Genomic DNA, 20,969 nt, shown 5'->3' with positions numbered 1-20,969 from the left:
GAAGACGATCAATGATCGATCAAGGCGTCACCACTTCCGGCTCCGGGCGCTTCTTCGGCTCCGGGTCCTTGCCCTTGCGGCTGCCGAGCCAGGCAACCACGTCGCGGAGCTCGGAGGCGCTCAGCATCGCCCCCATCGGCGGCATTGCCGAGACCGGCGGGGTCATGCTCTCGATATCGCCGCGGCGGACCCGCAGGACCTTGCCGTTGCTATCGATGTCGACCTTGTCCTTGTCGTCGGCCAGCAGGATGCCGGCGACGTTCTTGCCGCCCTTGAGCGTGACGCTGGAGATGCCGAAGCCGATGGCTACCTTGGCGTTCGGATTGATGAGCGACTCGAGGAAATACTTCGCATCGCCGCGCTTGCCGACTGCTTCGAGGTTCGGACCGGCATCGCCACCACCGTGACCGCCGCCTGCGGAGTGGCAGCGCATGCACTGGCCGGCCGGGTGGGACTCGAAGAGCTGACCGCCCTTGTCCTCATCGCCACCGAGCAGCGAACCGAGGTAAGGGGTCAGCGGATCGGTGGATGCAGCGATGGCGGCCTTGTAGCCTTCCAGCGCTTTCTTCACCTCGGGCTCGGTGCGCTTGGCAGCGGCATCGAGCAGTTCCAGCGTGGAAGGAGTGGCACCGGACTTGGCCTTCAGCTGATCCAGGCCAGCAACGAACAACGACTCGGCACCGGGAACTTTCAGATCGCCCGCGACCTTCCAGGCTTCCTGCTGGCGATGGGCGCTGTTGTTAGACGTGGCGGCCTTCAGCGATTCCAATGCGGCAGCCGGATGCGAAGCGGCGAGCTTCTTGATCGCGCCGATCGCGAGGTCGTCATTCTGGCCCTTGGCAAGTTCTCCCAGCAGTTGATCGAAGCCCGCCGGCTTGCGGGTCGCATACAGTTCCAATGCTTCGGAACGAGCGGCACCCGGCAGCTTTTGATTCATGACGAGACCCTTGAGGGTGGCATCATCGACCTTGGAAAGATCGAGCTCATACTTCTTCACCAGTGCCAGCGCGGGCTCGGCGAGCTTGCCTTGAAGCTGGAGCAGCTTGCTGAGTTCCGGAGTGAGGACCTTGCGGACCATCGCCGGATCGCGCTCGCTCAGCGGAGCCACGTGGCCGAGCGACTGATCGACCAGGGGTGGCTTGCTCCACAGGCCGACGAGGCGCAGCGCCTCGGCACGGGAGGCATCCGGAGCCTTGTCATCCAGGACGACCGCAATCACGCGGTGGAGGTTCTTCTCATCGCCCAGACGCAGCGCGCTGTGCAGGAGACGGCGCCAGTCCATGGGGCTGATCCAGGCGGGCGGTGCATCCAGCAGTTCGGCAACGGCCGGGCGTGCGCCTTCGATGCTGGTATCGTGGATCGCCTCCAGCGCTTCGCGGGCGACCTTCGGATCGCGATCACGCAGGAACGCCACGACCGCCGTATCCTTCAGGCGACGCAGTGCAATGACGGCAGCCAACCGGACCCGCTCGGACTTGTGCTGGCTGAGCGAGACAAGCTGCGAGGGAGTGCAAAGCTTGCTGAGCGCGAAGACACCCGCGTGGCGCAGCGCCACGTCATCCGACTGGGCGAGCATATCCCACACTTGGGAAAGGGTTCCGGTCTCCTTCATGCGGCCGGCCGCGATGGCGGCAAACGAGCGCACGCGCGGCGACTCATCGGCGATCAATGCCATCAGCGGCAAGCCAGCGCCACTGAGGCCGGATTCGCCGAGCACCTTCACGGCCTGTGCGCGGACTTCCGCGTCCTTGTCGGTCAGGAGCGGCACCAGCGCGGCGCGCGCCTTGTCACGCGTCGCCTTGTCGGGAACCTTGCCGAAACCATCGCCAGCACCGACCGGCAGCGCCGCCGAACCACGGCGAGCCACGATACCGAGGCCCCAGACACCATGCAGGCGCGTGAGGCGGTCCTTGCCCTCCTTCGCGGCCTTGGCCAGCACGTCGAAGCCGCCGTCCTTGCGGGTCAATGCGATCTCGGCGCGCAGGCGGACGCGCATGTCGGGATGGGAAAGCAATTTCTCCAGCGCGGGCACCGGCTTCTTGTCGATGCCGGCCTCGATCAGTTCGGCCGTCTGTGCTGCCTCTTCGGCGCGGAAGGGCTTGTCGGCCGTGAGCGCGTAGACGCGGCCATCGTCATGCGACTGCCAGCCGGTGATGAAGTCGGTCACCATCAGCCTACCATCGTAGGAGTATTCCACGTCGGTGACGGCGGCACCCCAGTTGAACTGGCGCGAGTCCGTCATCTTCATGTAGGCGCCGGAAGGCTCCACCTTGAATGACCACAGGCCGGAATTCGCCGCGCCACCGCGGTAGTCGCAGATTAGGAAGCGACCCGCTTCTTCCTCGAGGAAACCGGTACCCGGATAGTAGGTCAGACCGGAGGGACCGGAGGTGAGGTTCGCCACCGGCGGCAGGATGTAGGCCGGCTGCTTGTCATTCAGCGGTGCCCACATCTGCTCTTCCATCCAGCGGTTCGGCGGGCGCTCCTCCATGCCGATCTGGCGGTGGAAGCTGTGCAGCGCCTGGTGCTCCATGCTCCAGCCCGAGTCCGCGCCATCCATCACGTAGACCACGCGCGCCTGGTCACCCTGGTCGGAGTTGTTGTCCACCGAGATGGCATTGCCGAACTCATCGAAGGCGATCTCCTTCGGATTGCGCAGGCCGGTGTGAACGACTTCGAAGTTCGAGCCATCGGGATCGAAGCGGAAGACGCAGCCCTGGTCGGGATACTCGTAGTGAACCCCTTCCCGCGTGGTGAGATTCATGCCGCGGTCACCGAGCGTGCCATAGAGCCGGCCATCCGGTCCGAGCGCGAAGCCATTCAGGTCGTGACCCGAGAAAGACACGCGCACGCCGAAGCCTTCGAAGAGCTTCTGCCGCTCGTCCGGCTTGTCGATCTTGCCATTGCCGTCCTTGTCGCGCAGCGCCCAGATGTTCGGGATACAGGCGACGTAGGTGGTGCCGTCGTATTCGAAGACACCCGCCGCAGGACCATCGAGCACATCATTGAAGCCATCCGCGAAGAGCTCGCTGGTGGCGGACTTGCCATCGGCACCCGGCTTGGAGAGCACGCGCACGCGGTCGGCCTTTTCAGTCAGGAACTTGATCGAGGTATTCTCCTCCTTGTCCTTCCACTTCTCGTGGAGCTTGCGGCGGTCGTCGGTGGAGTGGGAGGAAATGTCATCGAGATACCAGTAAAGGTGGTCGCGATTGTCCGGCACGCCGTGACGGAAGCGCGTGGTCTCGGCCACGTAGATCTCGCCCTTTTCGCCGAAGGCCAGCGCGGTCGGCGAGGTCACGCCGCCGTTCTTGTAGTCGGCCACGATCGAGACCTTGGTGCCACGCGGCACGGTCAGACCGGGGATAACATCGGTGGCGACGAGTCCTGCGGTGTGGGCCTTGCCGTCCTTGGTGGTCGGCGGGAACTTGTAGTTCGCGTAGTCCGTCATCACGAACTGGTCGGCAGCGATGACGCCCCAGCGGCCCTCTTCATCATCCAGCAGGCGGATCTTGGCGTTCTTGCCCTTGAACTCGGTCACATCCCACACCTCGGTGCGGCACTGCAGGGAATCCTGGCCGGTGGCCTCGCGGACCACCTTGCCATCCACCAGCAGTTGCACGGCGGTCTTGCCCGGGTGCTTGCCGCCAGCGATGAGGAAACAGATGTAGTTTTCCGAAATCTTGATGTCCGGGGAGGTCAGCGAGCCCTTCGCCACGTCGCCACCGTTCGCCGAACAGGCCAGCGACTCCTGGGAATAGCCGGTCAGTTCCGCATTGAGCCCATCCATCTTGCCGGAAACGGGGGCCAGACCGAAGGCGGTCCCTTCCGTTTTCCAGTCCCCGTAGCCGTCGCCCTCGAAGGCTTGGAGCACTTTCGTGGCTCCCATGGAGGAACCGGTGGCAAGTAGCAGGCTGGAGGCCCAGAGCAGGCGAGCTTTCATCGCGGGCGACGCTAGCGGCGAGCGACGGATTGGCAATGGCTCAGAAGGGTGAACAAAAGGTCGTAGGCGCATGCCCCGGCGGGGACGATGGCGGGAGAGCGCATCTTTCAGGAATACTTCTTAAGAGGGATCTGCTGACAAACCTCGTGGGCACCTCGCCCGCTCCTGTCCGCAAAGCCCACCGGCCCGGAAAATCATCACAATGAAGGGGGAAAACATATCCACCAATCGCGCAAGGAAGCTGGGATTTCCCCAATTCCTGCCACATTTGTGAATAACCTGGGAGATCGTCTGATTTTCCCCTCGGGCAAAAAGCATGCCTCGCACCAAGGTTCTGCTAGAAAAGGACTCCCGGAAAAGTGCCGAACCGTGACGGGTCAATCAAATACCCGACTTTGTTCACCGCCCTCCAGCAGCACCGCGAATCCGAAATTCATCGCAAGTCACTACCATCGAGCATTTTACAAAGTTACAGATCCGTTTCACACGTATTACCCACAAGTTATTCACAATTTCCCACCACCGGCAGCCATGCCCAATTCAGGCTGTAATAGCAGGTATGCATTTTGCCACCAAACCCGCTTAACAAGCGGGTTTTCTCCCCACCAGGATTGTGAATAACATGGGGATTTCTCCACAAGGGCCCGTTAGGACCGCCGCGAGAGCGAAGTTCCGGCCTGATTTCCTCCCCCACCCCCGCCGACCAGGAGGCGGAGCACGCTGCCGATGATCTTAAAGACGATCATCACCGCCGCGACCACCACGCCGACGGTCAGAGCCAAAACGAGGGCGATGATTCCGAGCACCACCCACAGCGGCCACCAGCGGCGGTCGAGTTTGATCACCCGCCCACGCATCGCCTGCCATGGGTCATCCCGGCGCGGCGGTTCGGGCTGATGCGGAGGCGGCGGCAGCTTGCCGTCGATCTCCAGCACCTCGGCTTCAATGGTGTCAGGCACGGCCGGCATTTTCACCGGGATTCACGGCGGGGCAATTCGAAGTTTTCGCGCTCGTTGGAACCGGTGCCGGGTCACCGGATGGTGCCTTGGTTCGTGACGCAAACACCGTCCCGGCGAGCACAAGAAATCCCGACGCCCCGAAAATCGTCGCGGGCAGATTCTCCGTCAGAAAACCCATGCTACCATCTTCTCCCATCGCCGGGGTCATCACGACGGTGGCGGCGAGGAAACAGAAGAACGAAAGGACCGAGGCGAGGAGGCTCATGGCTTGCCTCTTTAATGCCGATGAGATCGGGATTTGCCGGAGCCATTCGTAGTCCCAACGGTAAGGCTCATTCTTCGTCCCAACGGGACGGCTCATAACAGCCCGGCACGAAGTGCCGGGTAAACGGCCAGATGCCATGGCGTCCTACAGGGACGCATCATGCGTCTAACGGCTGTATCCATCTTCAGAGTAAGAAAAACCATCAAGAAGCTCTCGCATCAGCTCCAGGACAAGTCCGCCTCACCCCACATGAAGTCTCCCGTTGGGAGACCAATCCCTCGACTGCATCACCCGGCACTTCGTGCCGGGCTTTTATGAATCGTCCCGTTGGGACGGAAGAGTCAACCAGATGAAGTTCAGCCCTTAATCCCGAGCAGCATGTTCGGGTTGTTCGGGAACTTCTTCAGGAAGAACAGCAGCCGCTCCATCGCCTCGACCGGCCGGTGCCCCGAGAGGCCGCGGCGGATCAGGTGAATCTTGTGAAGCATGTGCTCCGGAAGGAGCAGCTCTTCACGGCGAGTGCCGGATTTGAAGATGTCCACGGCCGGGTAGACGTAGTTCTCGGCGATCTTGCGATCGAGCACGAGCTCCATGTTCCCGGTGCCCTTGAACTCCTGGAAGATGACTTCATCCGCGCGGCTGTTCGTCTGGATCAAGGCGGTGGCAAGGATCGTCAGCGAACCCGCATCACGCGTATTGCGCGCGGCAGCAAACAAGCGCCGCGGAACTTCCAGCGCACCCACGGTGACACCACCGCTGCCGATGCCACGACCGCGACCGCCACCCGCGTTGCCATTGTAGGCGCGGGCGAGACGCGTGATGGAATCCATCAGCAGGAAGACATGCTTGCCACCTTCCACCAGGCGCTTCGCGCGCTCGATGCACATCTCGGCGATGCGGCAGTGGCTGCGCGCGCCCTCGTCATTCGAACTCGCGTAGATCTCGGCGCCCGGCAGCGTGCGGCGGAATTCGGTGACTTCTTCCGGCCGCTCATCCACCAGCAGGATCATCAGGTGCAGCGTCTCATCGTGAAGCTCACGCACGGCCTCAGCGATGTGAAGCAGCAGCGTGGTCTTGCCAGAGCGTGGCGGCGAAACGATCAGGCCACGCTGGCCGCGACCGACCGGTGCCATCAGATCCAGCACGCGGGTGGTGTAGCGATCGGGCGTCGTTTCGAAGGAGATGCGCTTGCTCGGATTGACCGCCTTGAGCTCCTCGAAGGCCGGGAACTTCTTCGCCTCATCGGGTGAAAAGCCATTGATGGTGGTAAGCTCCACCAGCTGCTGTCCGCGCGATCCCTCCTGGGCAATGCCATGGATCCACACCCCGGGACGCAGGCCGTAGCGGCGAACCATCTCGGGTGAAACAAAGACATCATCACGCGCTTGCTCGAAGTTCTTCGAAGGCACCCGCAGGAAACCGAAGCCCTTCGGCGCGAGTTCCAGCATGCCATCCACATCGACCTTCGGGCCGCTGAAGGCAGGCGGACGCTCGACCGGTTCGGCTCGCTGCCTCTCCGCCATCGGCTGGCGCTCTTGGCGATCCTGCCGCTCCTGGCGTTCACCTTGCTGGCGATCCTGACGCTCACCCTGCTGACGATCGTGGCGCTCGGGACGATCTCCCTGCTCACCACCACCGCCTCCCTGGCGGGCATCGCGGTCGCGTTCACGGCGGCGCTTGCGGCGGCGCTTGCGACGCTCGCGGTTGGCATCGGTGCGATCACCGACACCGCCACCGCTATTACCACCACCACCACCACCACCACCACCACCTTCATGACGGGGCTGCTGTTGTTGCGGGTGGTTCTGCTGGCGATCGCCGCGGTCATCGCGATGCACCGGGCCACCGCCCGGCACACGGCCGAAGGTCACGGGCTTGGAATCGCCTGAGTGGGCTTCTGACGAACTCGGCGACCACTCCTCGGCATGCGTGGGAGGCGCATTTCTTTCAGCGGCTACCGGCTTCGCTTCTGCGGGTGCTTTCACCGGAGCGGGCTCGGCAATGGAAAAGGATTCTTCAACCGGAGCTGCCTTCGCTTTCTTGGCCGCCTTCTTCGCGGTCTTCACCGCCTTGGCCTTGGGTGCGGGCGGTTCCTCGAGCTGGAAGACCGCCTGCACGGGTGCGGGTGGTGCCACGGGTGCAGGCGCGGGAGCGGCCTCGGCCACCTTTGCGGCCTTCTTTGCCGTGGTCTTTTTGGCAGCCGTCTTCTTCGCGGCGGTCTTTTTGGCGGCTGCCTTCTTCGCCACCTTCGTAGCCGCCTTCTTGGCGGGCTTGGCAGCATCGGAAGGAGTCTCCGCGGCAGATTCGTAGCCGGCGGTGTCCTGAGTCGTGTGTTCGCTCATGCGGAAAGAAAAATTGTTAGGCGTCGAGTGCCGCGAGAACCTCGTCGGCGACTTCGAAATTGGTGAAAACGTTCAAGGTGTCGTCGTAGCCATCGAGCAGGTCGTAGAGCTTCATCACATGACGCGCGATGTCCGGATCGGCGACGACTGAGGGGGTTTGGGGGACTGAGGTGAGTTTTTCGGAAGCGATGGCAAAGCCCGCCTTGCGGAGCTCGGAAGCCACGGCGGCGAGTTCGGTCGGAGAGGTGTAGATGACGTGCTCGGATTCATCGCCCTGCACATCGTCGGCGCCGGCCATGATGGCGGCGTCCATCATCTGGTCCTCGCCGATGCCGGCGGCGGGCACGCGGATCTCGCCCTTGCGGTCGAATTGATACGACACACTGCCGGGCGTGGCGACGGCGCCGCCATTCTTTGAAAAAATCGCGCGGATGTCCGCCGCGGTACGGTTCAGATTATCCGTGGCCGCCTCGATGATGAAGGCAATGCCGGCCGGGCCGTAGCCCTCGTAGGTCACCTCCTGGATCGCATCCCCGCCGAGTTCGCCGAGCCCCTTCTTGATCGCGCGATCGATCCCATCCTTCGGCATCGAGACCGCCTTGGCATTGTCCACGGCGGCGCGCAGGCGGTGATTCATGCCGACATCTCCCCCACCGGCACGGGCCGCAAGCGCGATTTCATGGGCGCACTTGCTGAAGACGCGGCCCTTGATGGCATCGACGCGTGCCTTGATGTGCTTGACCTTGGACCACTTGTTGTGACCAGCCATGGATCGCTTGGAAAAATCGGAGGAGACGGCCGCAATCCGGCCATGACCTTGTTAGGGTACGGGAATAAGTAAGGGGGACGAAGGGACCGGGTTTGGGGAATGCCGTGTCCTGTGCGAAACCATCGCGACAAGGCTTTCAATCCCGGCGGCGGCTGCAAATCCTGCGGCTGCCCACGTCCATCGGACAAAGGGAAGATGCGCCCGTCCCGGCGGCTTGGCAAAGCAAAAATTTCACCCCCTCCGGAAGCCTCCGAAACCCCTCCGTTCCTTTTAAAAAGGCCACCCAAGCCCTCATTTCATTTCAAAAAGTCCTGCGTCTCCATTCGCCGGTGGCTCGCCGATTCCGCCCCCACCCCATTCATTTACCCCGGTCACGAGTGCTCATCCGGCCATGGAATGCCGTCAACTCGCGCGATAAAATCATCGTGCAGCGCCCCATCGAAAGGACGGCACGCCAACCGGACCCCGTCGCGTTCGAGTGCATATTCTCCATCAACGATCTGCACCAGCACATCGTGAATCGCCGTCTCTGCGGCCTTCCGCATCACGGAGACCACGGCTTCCCTCACCTCATCGGGAAGGTCGTTCAAGATGGCAGACGGAGGATGATTCCACCGCTTCGTTTCGAAGGCGTCGATGATGTAGGTCACCGACCCCTTGTAATTTACCAACCCGTCGACAAACTTTTTGTAGGCATCAAGTTCCGCACTCATTTCAAGGAGCATCGCGCCTCATCGGCGCGAAACACCTACTCATGAGCGCCGTGTCACACGAGCCTCATTCACCGCCTCTCGCTTCAGCTCACGCCAAGCCCACCGCACGCCTCACCCGGTCGATCACCGGCGCCGCCGCGGCACGCGCCTTCTCCGCACCCTTCGCAAGCACTTCATCGACGTATCCCGGATCGGCCTGCAATTCCTCACGGCGCGCGCGCATCGGCTCGAAGCGTTCGAGATACGCATCTAACAGACGCTTCTTGAAGTCACCATAGCCAACGCCGCCGCGATCGAAGTCAGCCTCCATCGTCGCCACATCCGCATCGCTCGCCATCAGGCGATACAGCGCGAGCAGCGTGGAGTTCTCCTTCGGCTTGGGATCCTCCAGCGGTGTCGCATCCGTCACCAGCTTCTTCATGATGAGCTTCTTCACCTCCGCCGGATCGGCGAAGAGTGGCAGCGTGTTGCCGTAGCTCTTGCTCATCTTCTGCCCATCGAGGCCGGGCACGATCGCCGTCGCTTCACGAATGATCGGCTCCGGCACCACCAGCGTGCCTTCGCCGAAGGCCTCATTGATCTTGCCCGCGAGGTCGCGCGTGATCTCCAGATGCTGCTTCTGGTCCTTGCCGACCGGCACCTGGTTCGAATCATAGAGCAGGATGTCCGCGGCCATCAGCACCGGATAAGCGAAGAGCCCGTGGCTCGGTGAAAAGCCGTGCGCGAGCTTGTCCTTGTACGAGGTCGCCTTCTCCAACTGGCTGACCGGGCACACCGTCGAGAGGATCCACGCGAGCTCATTCACCTCCGGCACCGCGCTCTGCAGGAAAAACACCGCACGCTCGGGATCGAGGCCACAGGCCAGGAAATCGATAGCGAGTTCGCGGGTGTAGGCGCGCAGGTCCGCGGGGCTCTTGACCGTCGTCATCGCGTGGTAGTTCGCGATGAAATAGAAAGCCTCGCCCTGATCTTGCAGGCGCACGGCCGGCTCCATCGCCCCGAAGTAGTTGCCGACGTGGATCTTTCCGCTGGGTTGCAGCCCGGTCAAAATGCGCATGGCCGGGAACATGGACAAGACCGGCCCCCGTGGTCAAGGGCACCCGGACTTCTTGCATGCGGCCCGGTTTTCCGGGGATCTCCCGCCAAATACCGGCCGGAAAAGGCATCTAACTTGCTGGTGACCCATGTCTCGAATTGACCCGCAGCCAGCGCCCGCCACCTTTCCCGCGTGAGCAGCCCAGATGGCCCCATCGTCCTCGTCACCGGAGCGTCCAGTGGCATTGGGCGGGCATTGTGCGAATTGCTGTTGGACCGCGGGGCGAATGTGCTCGGCGTCACCCGCCGGCCGAATTCCCTGCCGCAGGGCGTCGCCCCGATCCAGGCCGACCTGACGAAACGCGAGGAAGTGCTGGAGGTCTTCAGCCACCTCGGCCGCATCAATGCGCTCGTGAACTGCGCCGGCATCGCCTACCTCGCCCGCATCACCGATGGCAACCCGGCGGACTGGGAGGAAATGTGGCGCGTCAATGTCATGGCGCTCGCGCTTTGCTGCCAGCTCTCCCTCCGCCACTTCCCGAAGCAGGGCGGCCGCATCGTCAATGTCTCCTCCATGAGCGGCCATCGCGTCCCGCCCACCGGTGGCTTCTACGCCCCCACGAAATTCGCCGTCCGCGCCGTGACCGATGCCCTGCGCAATGAGCTCAAGGCCATCAGCTCCCCCGTCCAGGTCGCCTGCGTCTCCCCCGGCTTCGTCGATACCCCGCTCCTCGACCAATACTTCCGCGGCCGCGAGGACTCCCTCCGCAAGACCCGCGAAAGCATGACCATGCTCAAGCCCGAGGACGTCGCCTACTCTATCCTCTCCATCCTGGAAGCGCCTACCCACGTCGAAATCGGCGACATCCTCATGCGCAGCAGCGACCAGCAGGCGTGAGCCCTGGAATGAACCACGGATAACGCGGATGCCACGGATCAAGGCATCCTCAAAACCATCCGTGACATCCGTGGTCAATTCCCAGCGGCGACCAAGCACCGAGGCTACCGGTCTCAGCAAACCCAACCGGAATCCCCGCCTTTCTGGATCCATTCGCGTCCATTGGCGTCCATTCGCGGTTCCTGCTCTTCGAGGGCCCCGTCGGATTCGCCTTTCCCCCGCCCCGCCCGGCCGCCAAGCTCCCGGCCGCCACACGACCCGATGCCCGGAGCACCCGTCAATATCATCTGCATGAAGTGGGGGACGCGATACCCGTCCCGTTACGTCAATATCCTCTACCGCTCGATCGGCCGCCACCTCAAGCGGCCCTTCCGCTTCGTGTGCCTCACAGATAATACCGAAGGCCTGATCGAAGGCATCGAGACCCTGCCCTTCCCGGAAAACCCCGGCGTCACCCAGGCCAAGTGGCCAAATGTCTTCCTCAAGCTGGTGATGACCCGCGACGGCTTCGCCAACCTCGAAGGCCCCACCCTCTTCCTCGATCTCGACCTCGTCATCCTCGATGACATCGACTGCCTCTTCGACTACCAGCCGGGCAAGAACTGCATCATCCACAACTGGTGGGAGCGCCGGAAACAGATCCTGAACAAGCGCCCCGAGATCGGGAACTCCTCCATCTTCCGCTTCGAGGCCGGCAAGTCGCAGTACATCTACGATACCTTCCTCCGCGAGATGGACCGCGCCCAGGACCGCTCCATCTTCCAGACCGAGCAGGCCTTCCTCACCTACGCCATGAAGGAGCGCTACTGGTGGCCGGAAGAATGGGTCCGCAGCTTCAAGTTCAACGTCCGGCCGCCCTTCCCGCTCAATCTCTTCGTCCCACCCAAGAAACCGAAGGGCGCCAAGTTCCTCGTCTTCCACGGCAAGCCCGATCCGCCCGACGCCGTCAACGGCGTCACCACCGGCAAGATCCACCACCGCGTGCTCCCCGCACCGTGGGTGGAGGAGTATTGGAAGGAATAAGGTGAGTCAGGCCAGCGAAGCCCTGAGGCATCGCAAAGGCGCTGGAACCGGCCTGCGATGACGCGGTGACGCGCGAAAGTCATGTTTGCGGGGAATTTTTCTCCGCGGGTGGCTCAAACACTTGGCCGCGTCGCCCAAGTCGTCAGAGACCCCGACACCAGTAGTCGGAGACCCGGACTGCGGCAGCCCTGCTGCCGCTCGAAGCCAGCAGCCCTGCTGCAGGGAAGCACCCGTGTGGCTGCCCCTCGCCAAACTGCCCGCCCAAGCCGCCCCCTCAGCCCCGTCTAACCATTCAAACCCATCACCCATCCTCATCCAACTCCGCAATCCGGTCATATCTAAAACTAGCCACCGTCTTCACCCATGCCGGGGTAGCGGCTTTCTTGAATGCCAAGGCGCTACACCATTTCCACTCGGAACCGGTCTTCACAAGCCGGTGATGCACCGCATTCTGATGCACATAGTGGAGCCGGGCCAGGTAGGAGGCTTGTTCCACGAGCAACGTCTCCCTGAAGTTTTGCCAAAGCCTCGTTCTTCCCTCCATGCCATCGCGTCGATTCAGCTCCTTGGTTGTTAGACCGTGGAGCTGCTGGATTAGCTGCCCCAAGGAAGCGCCGCCGTCCTTCGGGCTATGTGCGACGAGGTGATAGTGATTGGAGAGGATGCACCATGCTTCGAGCCTCCAGCCTTTCTCCTCGGCCAACTTCAACAAGGTGTCTTGGAACCAATCCTTGGCGGAGTCTTCTGCTAGCAAGTGCCGACGCTCAGAAGTTCGGGCAGTAAGGAAATAGACCCCGGCGGACTGGAGACGATGAGGTGGAGCATGAGGCCAATCGCGGCTGCCTTTGCAGGTCTCTTCGTCAGGAAGGGATGACTGGGGGATCACTGAAGCACTTTGCCTCCCGTCCCATAGATGTTCAAGTGAATAGACACCAATGGGGAGTTACTAAGATCGAAATCAAACGAGCGGACCGGACATATGGACTGCCTGATCCAGCAGTCGGAGACCCGGACTGCAGTGCAGCAGCCCTGTTGCGGGGAAGCACCCTGCCGGATGCGTCGAAATCGTCCGGCCGATTATAGCAGACGACGACCTCACTCCCCGGTTCCAATCCGGCCTCATGGAAAAGCCCACCAAATCAGAGACCGCCTTGGCATGGTATGCCGACCATGAACTCGTGCGAGCATTGCTTCAATTGTTCCCCGCCGGAATCGGAGGAGCGGTTGATGTCCTGATCACCGGAAAAGTCGATGCCATCCGAAAGGAACGGACAGCCGTATTCTTCGAGGCTCTCTCCAACAATCAGATCCAACTATCGAACGACGTCATTGGTAGCGAGGAGTTCCTCCACAAGTATTTCATCACTGCGAACGCTGCTAGAAACACAAGGCGGCGCGAGAAGATTGTCCTGTTCGCGAACTTGCTGGCAAACGGTGACCGATGCCTCGTGCGATGCGGATGCTTATGAAGACCTGCTTTCCATTCTCGATGAGCTGAGCTTCCGTGAACTGAGGGCGCTTTCGATTTTGGATGGGTATTCATCAACCATCGAGCGAGCACCCGGCGACAATGACTACACCTTGGCTCAGAAGTTTTGGGATGCGTTGGAGAAGACGCTGACACGGGAGCTTTCTATTCCGGCGGATCAGCTTGATGACTTCATGAACAGACTTTCGCGAACCGGGTGTTTCGAAACTTTTGAGGGAAAATACACGGCAGCTTACGGGGGTATGGGAAGGCTTACGCCCACATACTACTCCCTGAAGCAATTCGTCAGTCAGCCGGGACGCGCTTAGCAGACACAAGCCGATGCGGCATGTCCATTGGGCTGGCTTTCTGATGGAGCTCATCTACCCCGTCCTTCCCCGCAGCAGGGCTGCTGGCATTGAGCGGCAGCAGGCTGCCGCAGTCCGGGTCTTCGACTACTGGGTTCGGGCCTGGACCCACATCACCCGCGACACCTTTCCGCTCCCTTTGTGAACCTGCCCCGATAGCCGGCACGGATGCTCCGGCCGTCCGATAAGGCCGGCGTCCATGCCTAGGGATTGAGCCACGGGGAGCAGGCTCTTCAGCACTTCAGGCGGTGGCGTGTGAAACCACGCGTGGAGGCTCTTTCCTCCGGTCCAGAGGATGGCGGCGAGTTGCCAGGCCATGGCTTCGCGGAGCCAGCGGATGATCGCGAGTGAGTCCAAGACGTGTCTCGAAAGCTCGTCAGGTGTGATGGGCTTGATCCCATCGAAGCCATCGAAATCGAGGACCACATACGGAGACCTGAGCACGTTGTTAGAAGCACGGGAAATCGTTCCCGGCATCCACACGGCGGGCGTGGTCATGGGGCCGATGCGTGTGCTGGTGGCAGCCCACTCCGAGCAGGTCTTCCAGCGCTCCGCATGCCAGTCACTGCCGCTTTGATGAACTTCACCGGTCCAGAGGAGATCATCCGGCAGGAAGAGGCTGCCGAGGAAATGGGCGGGGTCCATCGCCACGAGATCGCTGTCGATCCGTTGCGGTGAATCCTCCCACACCTCTTCCCGAAGCCACCCGTATTGTCGGATGAGTTCCTGCCGTCGATGCCGCGCGGAGTTCGCAAGACGCTGCTTCCCGATGCTCCGCTGCCGCGTCGCATGCTTCTCTTTCCACCATTGGCGGCGTTGCTCCGCGTCGAAGGTGACTTCGGAACGAATGCCCACCAGCGCCATGATCCTCTTCCGGTGATCCCCGTCTCCCGCGCGGGCGGCGCAGGCGAATTTCTCATCGGGGAAGATCACCAGGTGATTGCCGGTCCGATCGCCGCCGTCTTCCGCACAGGCCGGACAGCGGGCGGTGATCTTGCCAGCAGGACTGTGCCGGACCTTCTCCAGCCGCGCCACATCGAGGGCCATTTTATCTATTTCCTGAGAATATGACTTTCGCGTGTCACCGCGTCACCGGAGGCTGGCTGGAGAGGAATCCATGATCGATGACCCACCAGCGGTGCGTCTTGTCACGCACCGCTTCGAGTTGGTTCGGATACTTCTTCACCAGCCTTCCCAAGTAAGTGCTGCACGCATTCCGGAAACTGAAGAGACGATCGGCACGTGCCGGATCGCGATACCTCACCGCCGCCTCGATCTCCGCCGCCGTCGCCTCCACTGACCTGCGATGCAGCGCGGCATCCGCATACGCGAGCTGGAGCAGCTCATGCAGCTCCGCCTCCGGTGAGAAGCAATGCAGCGCCTCCGCCAACTCGGGATGATGAAACGTCGCCACATTGTAGCGATGCGGATCGATCACTTCCCGCGGTGCCTGCCACTCATGCAGCAGCCAATGCAGGTAAGCGGGAATCTCGCTGACAATCCTCGCATGGAAGCCCGTGCGATCCGAGGTGCTCTCCATCGGCATCGGCCACTGGAAGACCGAGGCACGCAGGATGATGATCTTGTCCGCGATGTGCTGGTCCAGCGGTGGCAGCACCATCATCGCCTCGGGATCGTCATTCAGCGTGATGGACACGCGCCACCAGCCGGGCAGGTTCACCGCATTCCGCCCCTTCGCATGCAGGCTGCCGAGGTAGGTGGAGACGGTGTGCTGCTTGAGCGAGGAGCCGAGCTTCAGCCGGTTCTCGATGCGGGTGGAGCAGTGCTCATCCTCCAGCATCAGGTGCTCCGCCGCATAGAGGTCGGCATTGAAGGGCGTCCTGCCGGAGAAGTAGCGCTCCGCCTTCGCTCCCCTGCCCCCGAGCATGTGGGTGATGATGCCTTGCAGGAAGGACTTCCCGCAGCGCGGCGGCCCGCATAGCGCGAGCGCCTGCTGCTGCTGGAGCTCGCCCGCTCGCAGGGCCTTCACGCTGCTCCGTATCCATCCGTGGAAGGTCGCTACTTGGAGCCGTCCGGTCGCTTCCTCCTCGCCCCTTTGCAGCAGGCCCTCCAGCACCGCCCGCAGGTTCGCCCACGATCCCGCCGCGGGCTCGGGCAACCGCAGGTCCTCGGTGACCAGGATGCGCTGGCCATTCGCTTCTAACAGCCCCGCGTTCTTCCCGCAGATGGGACCGTAGTGCGAGATGTCGCGGTGGTCCTGTACATCGAGGATGGCGGCATCGATGTCCGACAGCGCGTCTCCTTCGTCCGGCTTCGATTTCAAGCCGCGGGCTCGCAGGTGGCGCTTGTAGCCGGACTCCAGCAGCGGCAGCCAGCGCCCCGTGGCATTCCGGACAAGATAGCGTGACGAGTAGGGCTCGAAGTAATCCGGCTCCTCGCCAAAGGACGAGAGCGTGATCGGTTGAGGGGAATCTGGCATGATTTCCGTCGGCAGGATGAGTGGATTAGCGAACCTCGGCGGGAGCGATGCGGAAGCGCCGCTCGATCGCGGCGCGGACCTGCACCGGATCGAAGTAAGTGCGCCGCCCGATCCTGTGGACCGGGATGTATCCCTGTGCCTGCCATTGGCGGAAGGTCCGCAGTCCCGGCCGGGATTTTTCACAAGGGAAGATGAGCTCGATGCACTCCTCGGCACCGACGAGCTGTGGACTATCAGGTGATGCAACCATCGGCAGCATGATGCCACGGGAGCCTTTGGGGAGGCTATCGCATCGACTGGCCCCCTGGCGGAAGAAAACCTTTTCATGAACAGGACCCGCATTGGCACGAAGTTGTCACACGGTGCCTCGCCCCACGCGAAATCATCGCGGCCCGAGCGGTGCAGATTGCAGGAAGCAACACGGCGCTAAGGACGCGCCGAAACGTGCTGCTTTTCCAACATTCGAGTTGACCTCAGTCAGATGACGGAGAGTCTCCACACAACTTCCCCCCGGAGCCACAGAGACCATCGGCTTTCCCGATGATGATAGGCGAGAAAACGATTCGCCAGACTTCCCACGCCCCTAGACCCTCTGCCTCACATGTCACTCTTCAACTTCCGCGCCATCGCGCTGATCTCCTTGCTGGCCGCCCTTCCGGCGGAGGCACAGGTCCCCTTCATCCCGCAGCCCGTGGCAGAGGGATCCCTGCCGGCCGTGAACGTGGTCCACGGCGGCACTTGGGTCGCCTATCGCACCGACTTCAATACCGTCCGAATCGCCGACCGCACCACCGGCCTGGTGATCCGCACGCTGACTCGCCCCGCCGATGACGCCCCGATCGCGGGCAGCCCCGGCTCACTGCGGGATATCTCGAATTTCGGCTCGGCCATGGCCGCAGAGGGCGACTACCTCGCGGTGTTCTGCGACTCCTTCGTCACCCACACGAATCCACCGGGCGCGAATAGCGGCGTGACCGCCATCGTGTATCAAGTGTCCACCGGCACGCTCGTCGGCAGCGCCGATCTCGCCGTCGGAGGTGGCGTCAGCAATTCCTTCTGCGGACTCTCGAATGGCCGCCTGCTCGTCTCCGATCCGGTCCCGAGAAAACTGCACCTGTGGAATGTCGCGACGATGGCCGAGCTGCCCACGCTGACCATCCCGGCGGAGTTCCCGTACCTGAACCAACAGACCTTCGCCGGTGGCAACACGGCCGCCATGGCCGGCGATCATGTCGTTTACTACGCCGCGATGTGGTCCGGCCCGCAGAAGCTCGTGGATGTGAATCTCGCCACCGGCACCTTCACCGCCCTCCCACTGCCCGAGGACTTCAATAGCACGGAGGTGGGCGCCAGCTTCGCGATGAATGGCAGCGCGCTCATCTTCACCGCCCGCACCGGCAGCCCGTATCCCTTTCCCTCGCTGCTTCACTACAATCTCGCCACGTCGCAACTCTCGGCGCGGTCGGACTTCACGGCGGACAACTACTACCAGGCACAGCTCCGCCCGGTGATCGCGGCGAATGGCAACTGGCACGCCACGCTCTCCAAGTATGGCAACGATGTCCTATTCCTCTCCGGCACCTCTGCGAGCGCTGCCTATCAGGCGTCGCTCTTCATGGGCAGCCTCGGACCGAATGTCGCCAGTCCCTATGCCTTCGTGGATGGCGACCTGTGGTTCCTGCCGGCCGATAGCGCCCTGTCCGGCACCGTCTCCTATCGCATGCCCGCCGGCGGCCTGCCGGAAACGAAGCTCAGCGGCCAATGCCTGCCCGCCCATGAGTCGGATGGCATCCTGAAGGTGCAGGTGTCGCTTTCCGAAACGGACACCAGTCCCGTGTCCTTCCGCCTGCGCACCAGCAATGGCTCCGCGACCTCGCCCGCCGACTTCACCGCGGTCGACCAAGTTTACACGATCGCCGCCGGGCAGACGACGAAGGTCATCGACGTGCCGCTCACGCAAGACCAGGTCATCGAGGGCAATGAATCGCTTTTCGTCGAGCTCTCCGAACCGAGCGCGAATGCCCTTCTAACATCAACCCGCTTCGCCGGTGTGATCCGCGGCTCGTCCTTCAACCTGCTGTCACCCGTGGCACCATGGGTAGGCTCCGAGGCGAAGGCCACGGGCGTCTCACTCGCCGGTGGCCGCCTGATCCAGACGAACCAATGGACCACCGCTCCTTCCTCTCAGCCCGCCGTTCTAACAAAGCCGTTTGACTCCGGCGATTGGACAGCGGCGAACTGGAATCGTGCGGTCCCGCAGACCGGCCTCAGCTTCCTCGGGAATGCCAACGGCCGCGCCCTGCTGCGCGAGTATGCCGCGATCACCGTCTATGATCCCGTGACGGACCAGGTGGTCTTCCGGAAGAGCAGCGACTTCGGCGACAATGGCACCGAGGCATTCTCCGACACTCACGTCGTCACCGGCATCGGCACCGATGCCAGCTTCGAGTATTCGCTCACCCCGCCCCACACGACGCTCAAGCCGGAGCGCAATCTCTTCCTGAGCACTGCCGCCTACACGCAGGACTTCCTGATCATGACGGAGCCCGGCGGTTCCCTGCGGAAGTACTCGCGCACCGATGGCTCGGACCTCGGCCTGCTGATCTCCCCCGGTCCATGGAACGGCGGCACTCCCACCCTCGCGGCGGATGGCAACCTCCTTGTGATGACGTATCACAACAAGGTGTGGTTCTGCAATGTCACCACGCCGCAGGATCTCAAGCAGCTGTTCCCGCTGAATGGCTCCTTTGGCGACGTGGGCCGCATCGATGTCGATGGCGGCAGGATCTTCGTCACCGACCGGCGCTACGATGGACACCCCGTGGTCCGCATTTTCGAAAGCAGCACCAGCGTGGAAATCGACATGCTGTTAGGCGACCTCGCCGCCACCGTCTTGCCGGGCTCCGCGGAGCTGCCGGACTCGCTGGAGACACCGCGCTTCCAGCTTGCGCCCTTCGCCGTGGAGGGAACGAAGGCCGTGACTTCCTTCGAGTGGGACGGCTTCCGCATCGCACGCTTCTCGCAGGGCACCGACCTACCGTCACTCGTCACTCCGGACTCGATCCGCGAGAACGATGGCACCCTGCAGGTCTCCTTCACCGAGGCCGCTCCCTATCCGATCACCGTCACCTGCCAGGTCATCGCCGCCGGTCGCAATGAGGCCGCGGACTGGGCTGGCACGGGCATCCCCGTCGTGGTTCCGGCAGGCACCACCACCTTCGACTCCGGCTTGTCGGTCGTGAATGACTACATCCCGGAGGAAGACCTCACCGCCGCGCTCGAAATCACCCTGACCGGCAATGGCAAGACCGAGGTCCGCCGCGTCTCCGTAGGCGTGACCGATGACGACCTGATCTCGGTCGATGAGATCGGCTGGGTCGAGAAGCCGATGGGCCGCAACTTCGCCCCCGTTGGCGACGGCTGGGCCTATCAGAGCCGCCTTGATGGCGCCCACCTCGTATCCTGGACGGAAGACCCGACCTTCTCACAGATCTCGCCGGTCGGCACCATGGGCGCCTACTCCTTCGCCTTCACCATGGCAGGCACTGGCGACTACTTGGCCGTCACCCAGGAAAACTACGGGCGCAAATTGGGCAACGAGCTTCCATCGCGGGTCTACGTCTATCGTCCCGGCGATCGCAAGACGCCCTTCTACTACATCAATGGCCAGAAGTATCTCCAGCGCTTCGGCGATGAGCTCTACACCCGCGGAAATCATCTGTGGATCGGCGCGCCCGGCTCGGAGGCATTCGTCACCGAGAAGAAGTCTCCTGGTGCCGCCTACCTCTACGACATCCGCACTGGCAAGAAGCTGAAGACCATCAAGGCACCGAAGGGTCAAACGATGAGCTTCGGCGAGACCATCACCGAGAACGACCAATCGGTGTGGATCGCCGCGCCATGGATCAACAACCGCTCCGGCGCGGTCTTCCAATACTCCATGCCGAAGGGCAAGCTGCTGCGCACGCTCGCCACGCCTTCGCCCGGTGCCGGCCGCTTCTTCGGCGAGGAAATGGTCTCGACCGCAGACCTGCTCATCGCCTCCTCGAAGCCGACAAGTGCCCCGGATCCCGAGTTCCGCGGTGCCGTCCAAGGCTACTCCGCCACCACCGGCGCCCTTCTCTGGACCGGCACTCCGACCGATGAAGACGAATACATCGGCTACTCGCTCGCCATCCTGCCGGGCAACGTCCTCGCCGTCGGCGGCAGCAGCCTCTATCTCTACGAGCTGTCGGGCACCCTGCCACCGCACCTCATCGTCCAGATCAAGGGCGGTTCGCAGGTCGGCTTCTACGACATCCAGCTCAATGGCGAACAACTCGCCTGCCAGCAAAACGACATCTTCGACCAGGCCAAGGCCAAGGTCATCGATCTCCGCGATATCCCACAGCTCCAGCCCTTCCTCCCGGCTCCCATCGTGCCCACCGTCGTGGCACAAACGATCGTCACCACTCCGTCCATCGAATCCCAGCCGCTGGTGCTGACGAAATCGGCAAGCGGTTGGACGCTCACGCTCCCGCTGGCTTCCGATTTCTCTATTCCCTCCGGTGGTGTGATCCATTTGGAAAACTCCGGTGATCTCTTGACCTGGAATCCGGTCGCGAAGCGCGACACCTCCGGCAACTGGGACTTGCTTCCGGAACATGGAATGACCGGCAGCACGCTCTCCGAAGATGGCTCGCTGGCCATTCCGTCAGAAGCAGCAGGCGGCTTCTTCCGGCTCCGGTGGGACTGAGCTATCGGCGTCTG

The 20,969-nt window shown here is 62.5% G+C and carries 16 protein-coding genes; 5 read left to right on the top strand and 11 right to left on the bottom strand.

The window, feature by feature from the left end; translation table 11 throughout:
* Window positions 1-19: 19 nt before the first annotated feature.
* From WKV53_RS26045 to trpS, 7 genes are all read right to left on the bottom strand, one after another.
* On the bottom strand, window positions 20-3,940 hold the full coding sequence (locus tag WKV53_RS26045) for a DUF7133 domain-containing protein (RefSeq protein WP_341407771.1): 3,921 nt from the start codon (window positions 3,938-3,940) through the stop codon (window positions 20-22).
* A gap of 647 nt (window positions 3,941-4,587) precedes the next feature.
* Complete coding sequence (locus tag WKV53_RS26040) at window positions 4,588-4,899, bottom strand: hypothetical protein (RefSeq protein WP_341407770.1); 312 nt, start codon at window positions 4,897-4,899, stop codon at window positions 4,588-4,590.
* On the bottom strand, window positions 4,892-5,164 hold the full coding sequence (locus tag WKV53_RS26035) for a hypothetical protein (RefSeq protein ID WP_341407769.1): 273 nt from the start codon (window positions 5,162-5,164) through the stop codon (window positions 4,892-4,894). Before WKV53_RS26035 ends, WKV53_RS26040 begins: the two co-directional genes overlap by 8 nt.
* A gap of 356 nt (window positions 5,165-5,520) precedes the next feature.
* Window positions 5,521-7,506: a transcription termination factor Rho gene (rho, locus tag WKV53_RS26030; protein WP_341407768.1), complete on the bottom strand. Its 1,986-nt coding sequence runs from the start codon at window positions 7,504-7,506 to the stop codon at window positions 5,521-5,523.
* A 16-nt stretch (window positions 7,507-7,522) separates the two neighbouring features.
* Window positions 7,523-8,275, bottom strand: coding sequence for a YebC/PmpR family DNA-binding transcriptional regulator (locus WKV53_RS26025; protein WP_341407767.1), 753 nt, complete (start codon window positions 8,273-8,275; stop codon window positions 7,523-7,525).
* Between the two features lie 371 nt (window positions 8,276-8,646).
* Window positions 8,647-8,988: a DUF6547 family protein gene (locus tag WKV53_RS26020; RefSeq protein WP_341407766.1), complete on the bottom strand. Its 342-nt coding sequence runs from the start codon at window positions 8,986-8,988 to the stop codon at window positions 8,647-8,649.
* Between the two features lie 88 nt (window positions 8,989-9,076).
* Entirely contained in the window at window positions 9,077-10,045 is a 969-nt protein-coding gene (gene trpS / locus WKV53_RS26015) for a tryptophan--tRNA ligase (protein ID WP_341407765.1), read from the bottom strand.
* A 171-nt stretch (window positions 10,046-10,216) separates the two neighbouring features.
* On the opposite strand from trpS, the gene WKV53_RS26010 reads away from it, so the two are divergent.
* Both WKV53_RS26010 and WKV53_RS26005 read left to right on the top strand, forming a co-directional pair.
* Complete coding sequence (locus tag WKV53_RS26010; protein WP_341407764.1) at window positions 10,217-10,921, top strand: SDR family oxidoreductase; 705 nt, start codon at window positions 10,217-10,219, stop codon at window positions 10,919-10,921.
* A gap of 261 nt (window positions 10,922-11,182) precedes the next feature.
* Window positions 11,183-11,944, top strand: a complete 762-nt coding sequence (locus tag WKV53_RS26005) for a hypothetical protein (protein ID WP_341407763.1) — start codon at window positions 11,183-11,185, stop codon at window positions 11,942-11,944.
* 301 nt (window positions 11,945-12,245) lie between these two features.
* Here the strand turns inward: WKV53_RS26005 and WKV53_RS26000 are convergent, their stop codons facing one another.
* Window positions 12,246-12,830 (bottom strand): REP-associated tyrosine transposase, encoded by a 585-nt coding sequence (locus WKV53_RS26000; RefSeq protein WP_341407762.1) that lies wholly within the window; start codon window positions 12,828-12,830, stop codon window positions 12,246-12,248.
* A 235-nt stretch (window positions 12,831-13,065) separates the two neighbouring features.
* On the opposite strand from WKV53_RS26000, the gene WKV53_RS25995 reads away from it, so the two are divergent.
* Both WKV53_RS25995 and WKV53_RS25990 read left to right on the top strand, forming a co-directional pair.
* On the top strand, window positions 13,066-13,413 hold the full coding sequence (locus WKV53_RS25995) for a hypothetical protein (RefSeq protein ID WP_341407761.1): 348 nt from the start codon (window positions 13,066-13,068) through the stop codon (window positions 13,411-13,413).
* The gene (locus tag WKV53_RS25990; protein ID WP_341407760.1) at window positions 13,379-13,741 is read left to right on the top strand and encodes a hypothetical protein; all 363 of its coding nucleotides are present in this window, start codon (window positions 13,379-13,381) and stop codon (window positions 13,739-13,741) included. The genes WKV53_RS25995 and WKV53_RS25990 overlap by 35 nt, the downstream gene beginning before the upstream one ends.
* Before the next feature lie 126 nt (window positions 13,742-13,867).
* On the opposite strand, the gene WKV53_RS25985 is transcribed toward WKV53_RS25990, so the two are convergent.
* From WKV53_RS25985 to WKV53_RS25975, 3 genes are read right to left on the bottom strand one after another with little or no spacing between them, the layout of a single operon-like run.
* Window positions 13,868-14,827 carry a hypothetical protein gene (locus WKV53_RS25985; protein WP_341407759.1) on the bottom strand — a complete coding sequence of 320 codons (960 nt, stop codon included), beginning with the start codon at window positions 14,825-14,827 and terminating at the stop codon, window positions 13,868-13,870.
* A gap of 34 nt (window positions 14,828-14,861) precedes the next feature.
* Entirely contained in the window at window positions 14,862-16,220 is a 1,359-nt protein-coding gene (locus WKV53_RS25980; RefSeq protein ID WP_341407758.1) for a hypothetical protein, read from the bottom strand.
* A 25-nt stretch (window positions 16,221-16,245) separates the two neighbouring features.
* On the bottom strand, window positions 16,246-16,470 hold the full coding sequence (locus tag WKV53_RS25975; RefSeq protein WP_341407757.1) for a hypothetical protein: 225 nt from the start codon (window positions 16,468-16,470) through the stop codon (window positions 16,246-16,248).
* Between the two features lie 351 nt (window positions 16,471-16,821).
* On the opposite strand from WKV53_RS25975, the gene WKV53_RS25970 reads away from it, so the two are divergent.
* Window positions 16,822-20,955, top strand: coding sequence for a Calx-beta domain-containing protein (locus WKV53_RS25970; protein WP_341407756.1), 4,134 nt, complete (start codon window positions 16,822-16,824; stop codon window positions 20,953-20,955).
* Window positions 20,956-20,969 lie beyond the last annotated feature (14 nt).

This window comes from Luteolibacter sp. Y139 (genome assembly GCF_038066715.1).
GTDB classification, from domain to species: Bacteria; Verrucomicrobiota; Verrucomicrobiia; order Verrucomicrobiales; family Akkermansiaceae; genus Haloferula; species Haloferula soli.
The sequence above is the reverse complement of the archived record's forward strand: the minus strand, read 5'-3'. Positions and strand labels throughout refer to the sequence as shown.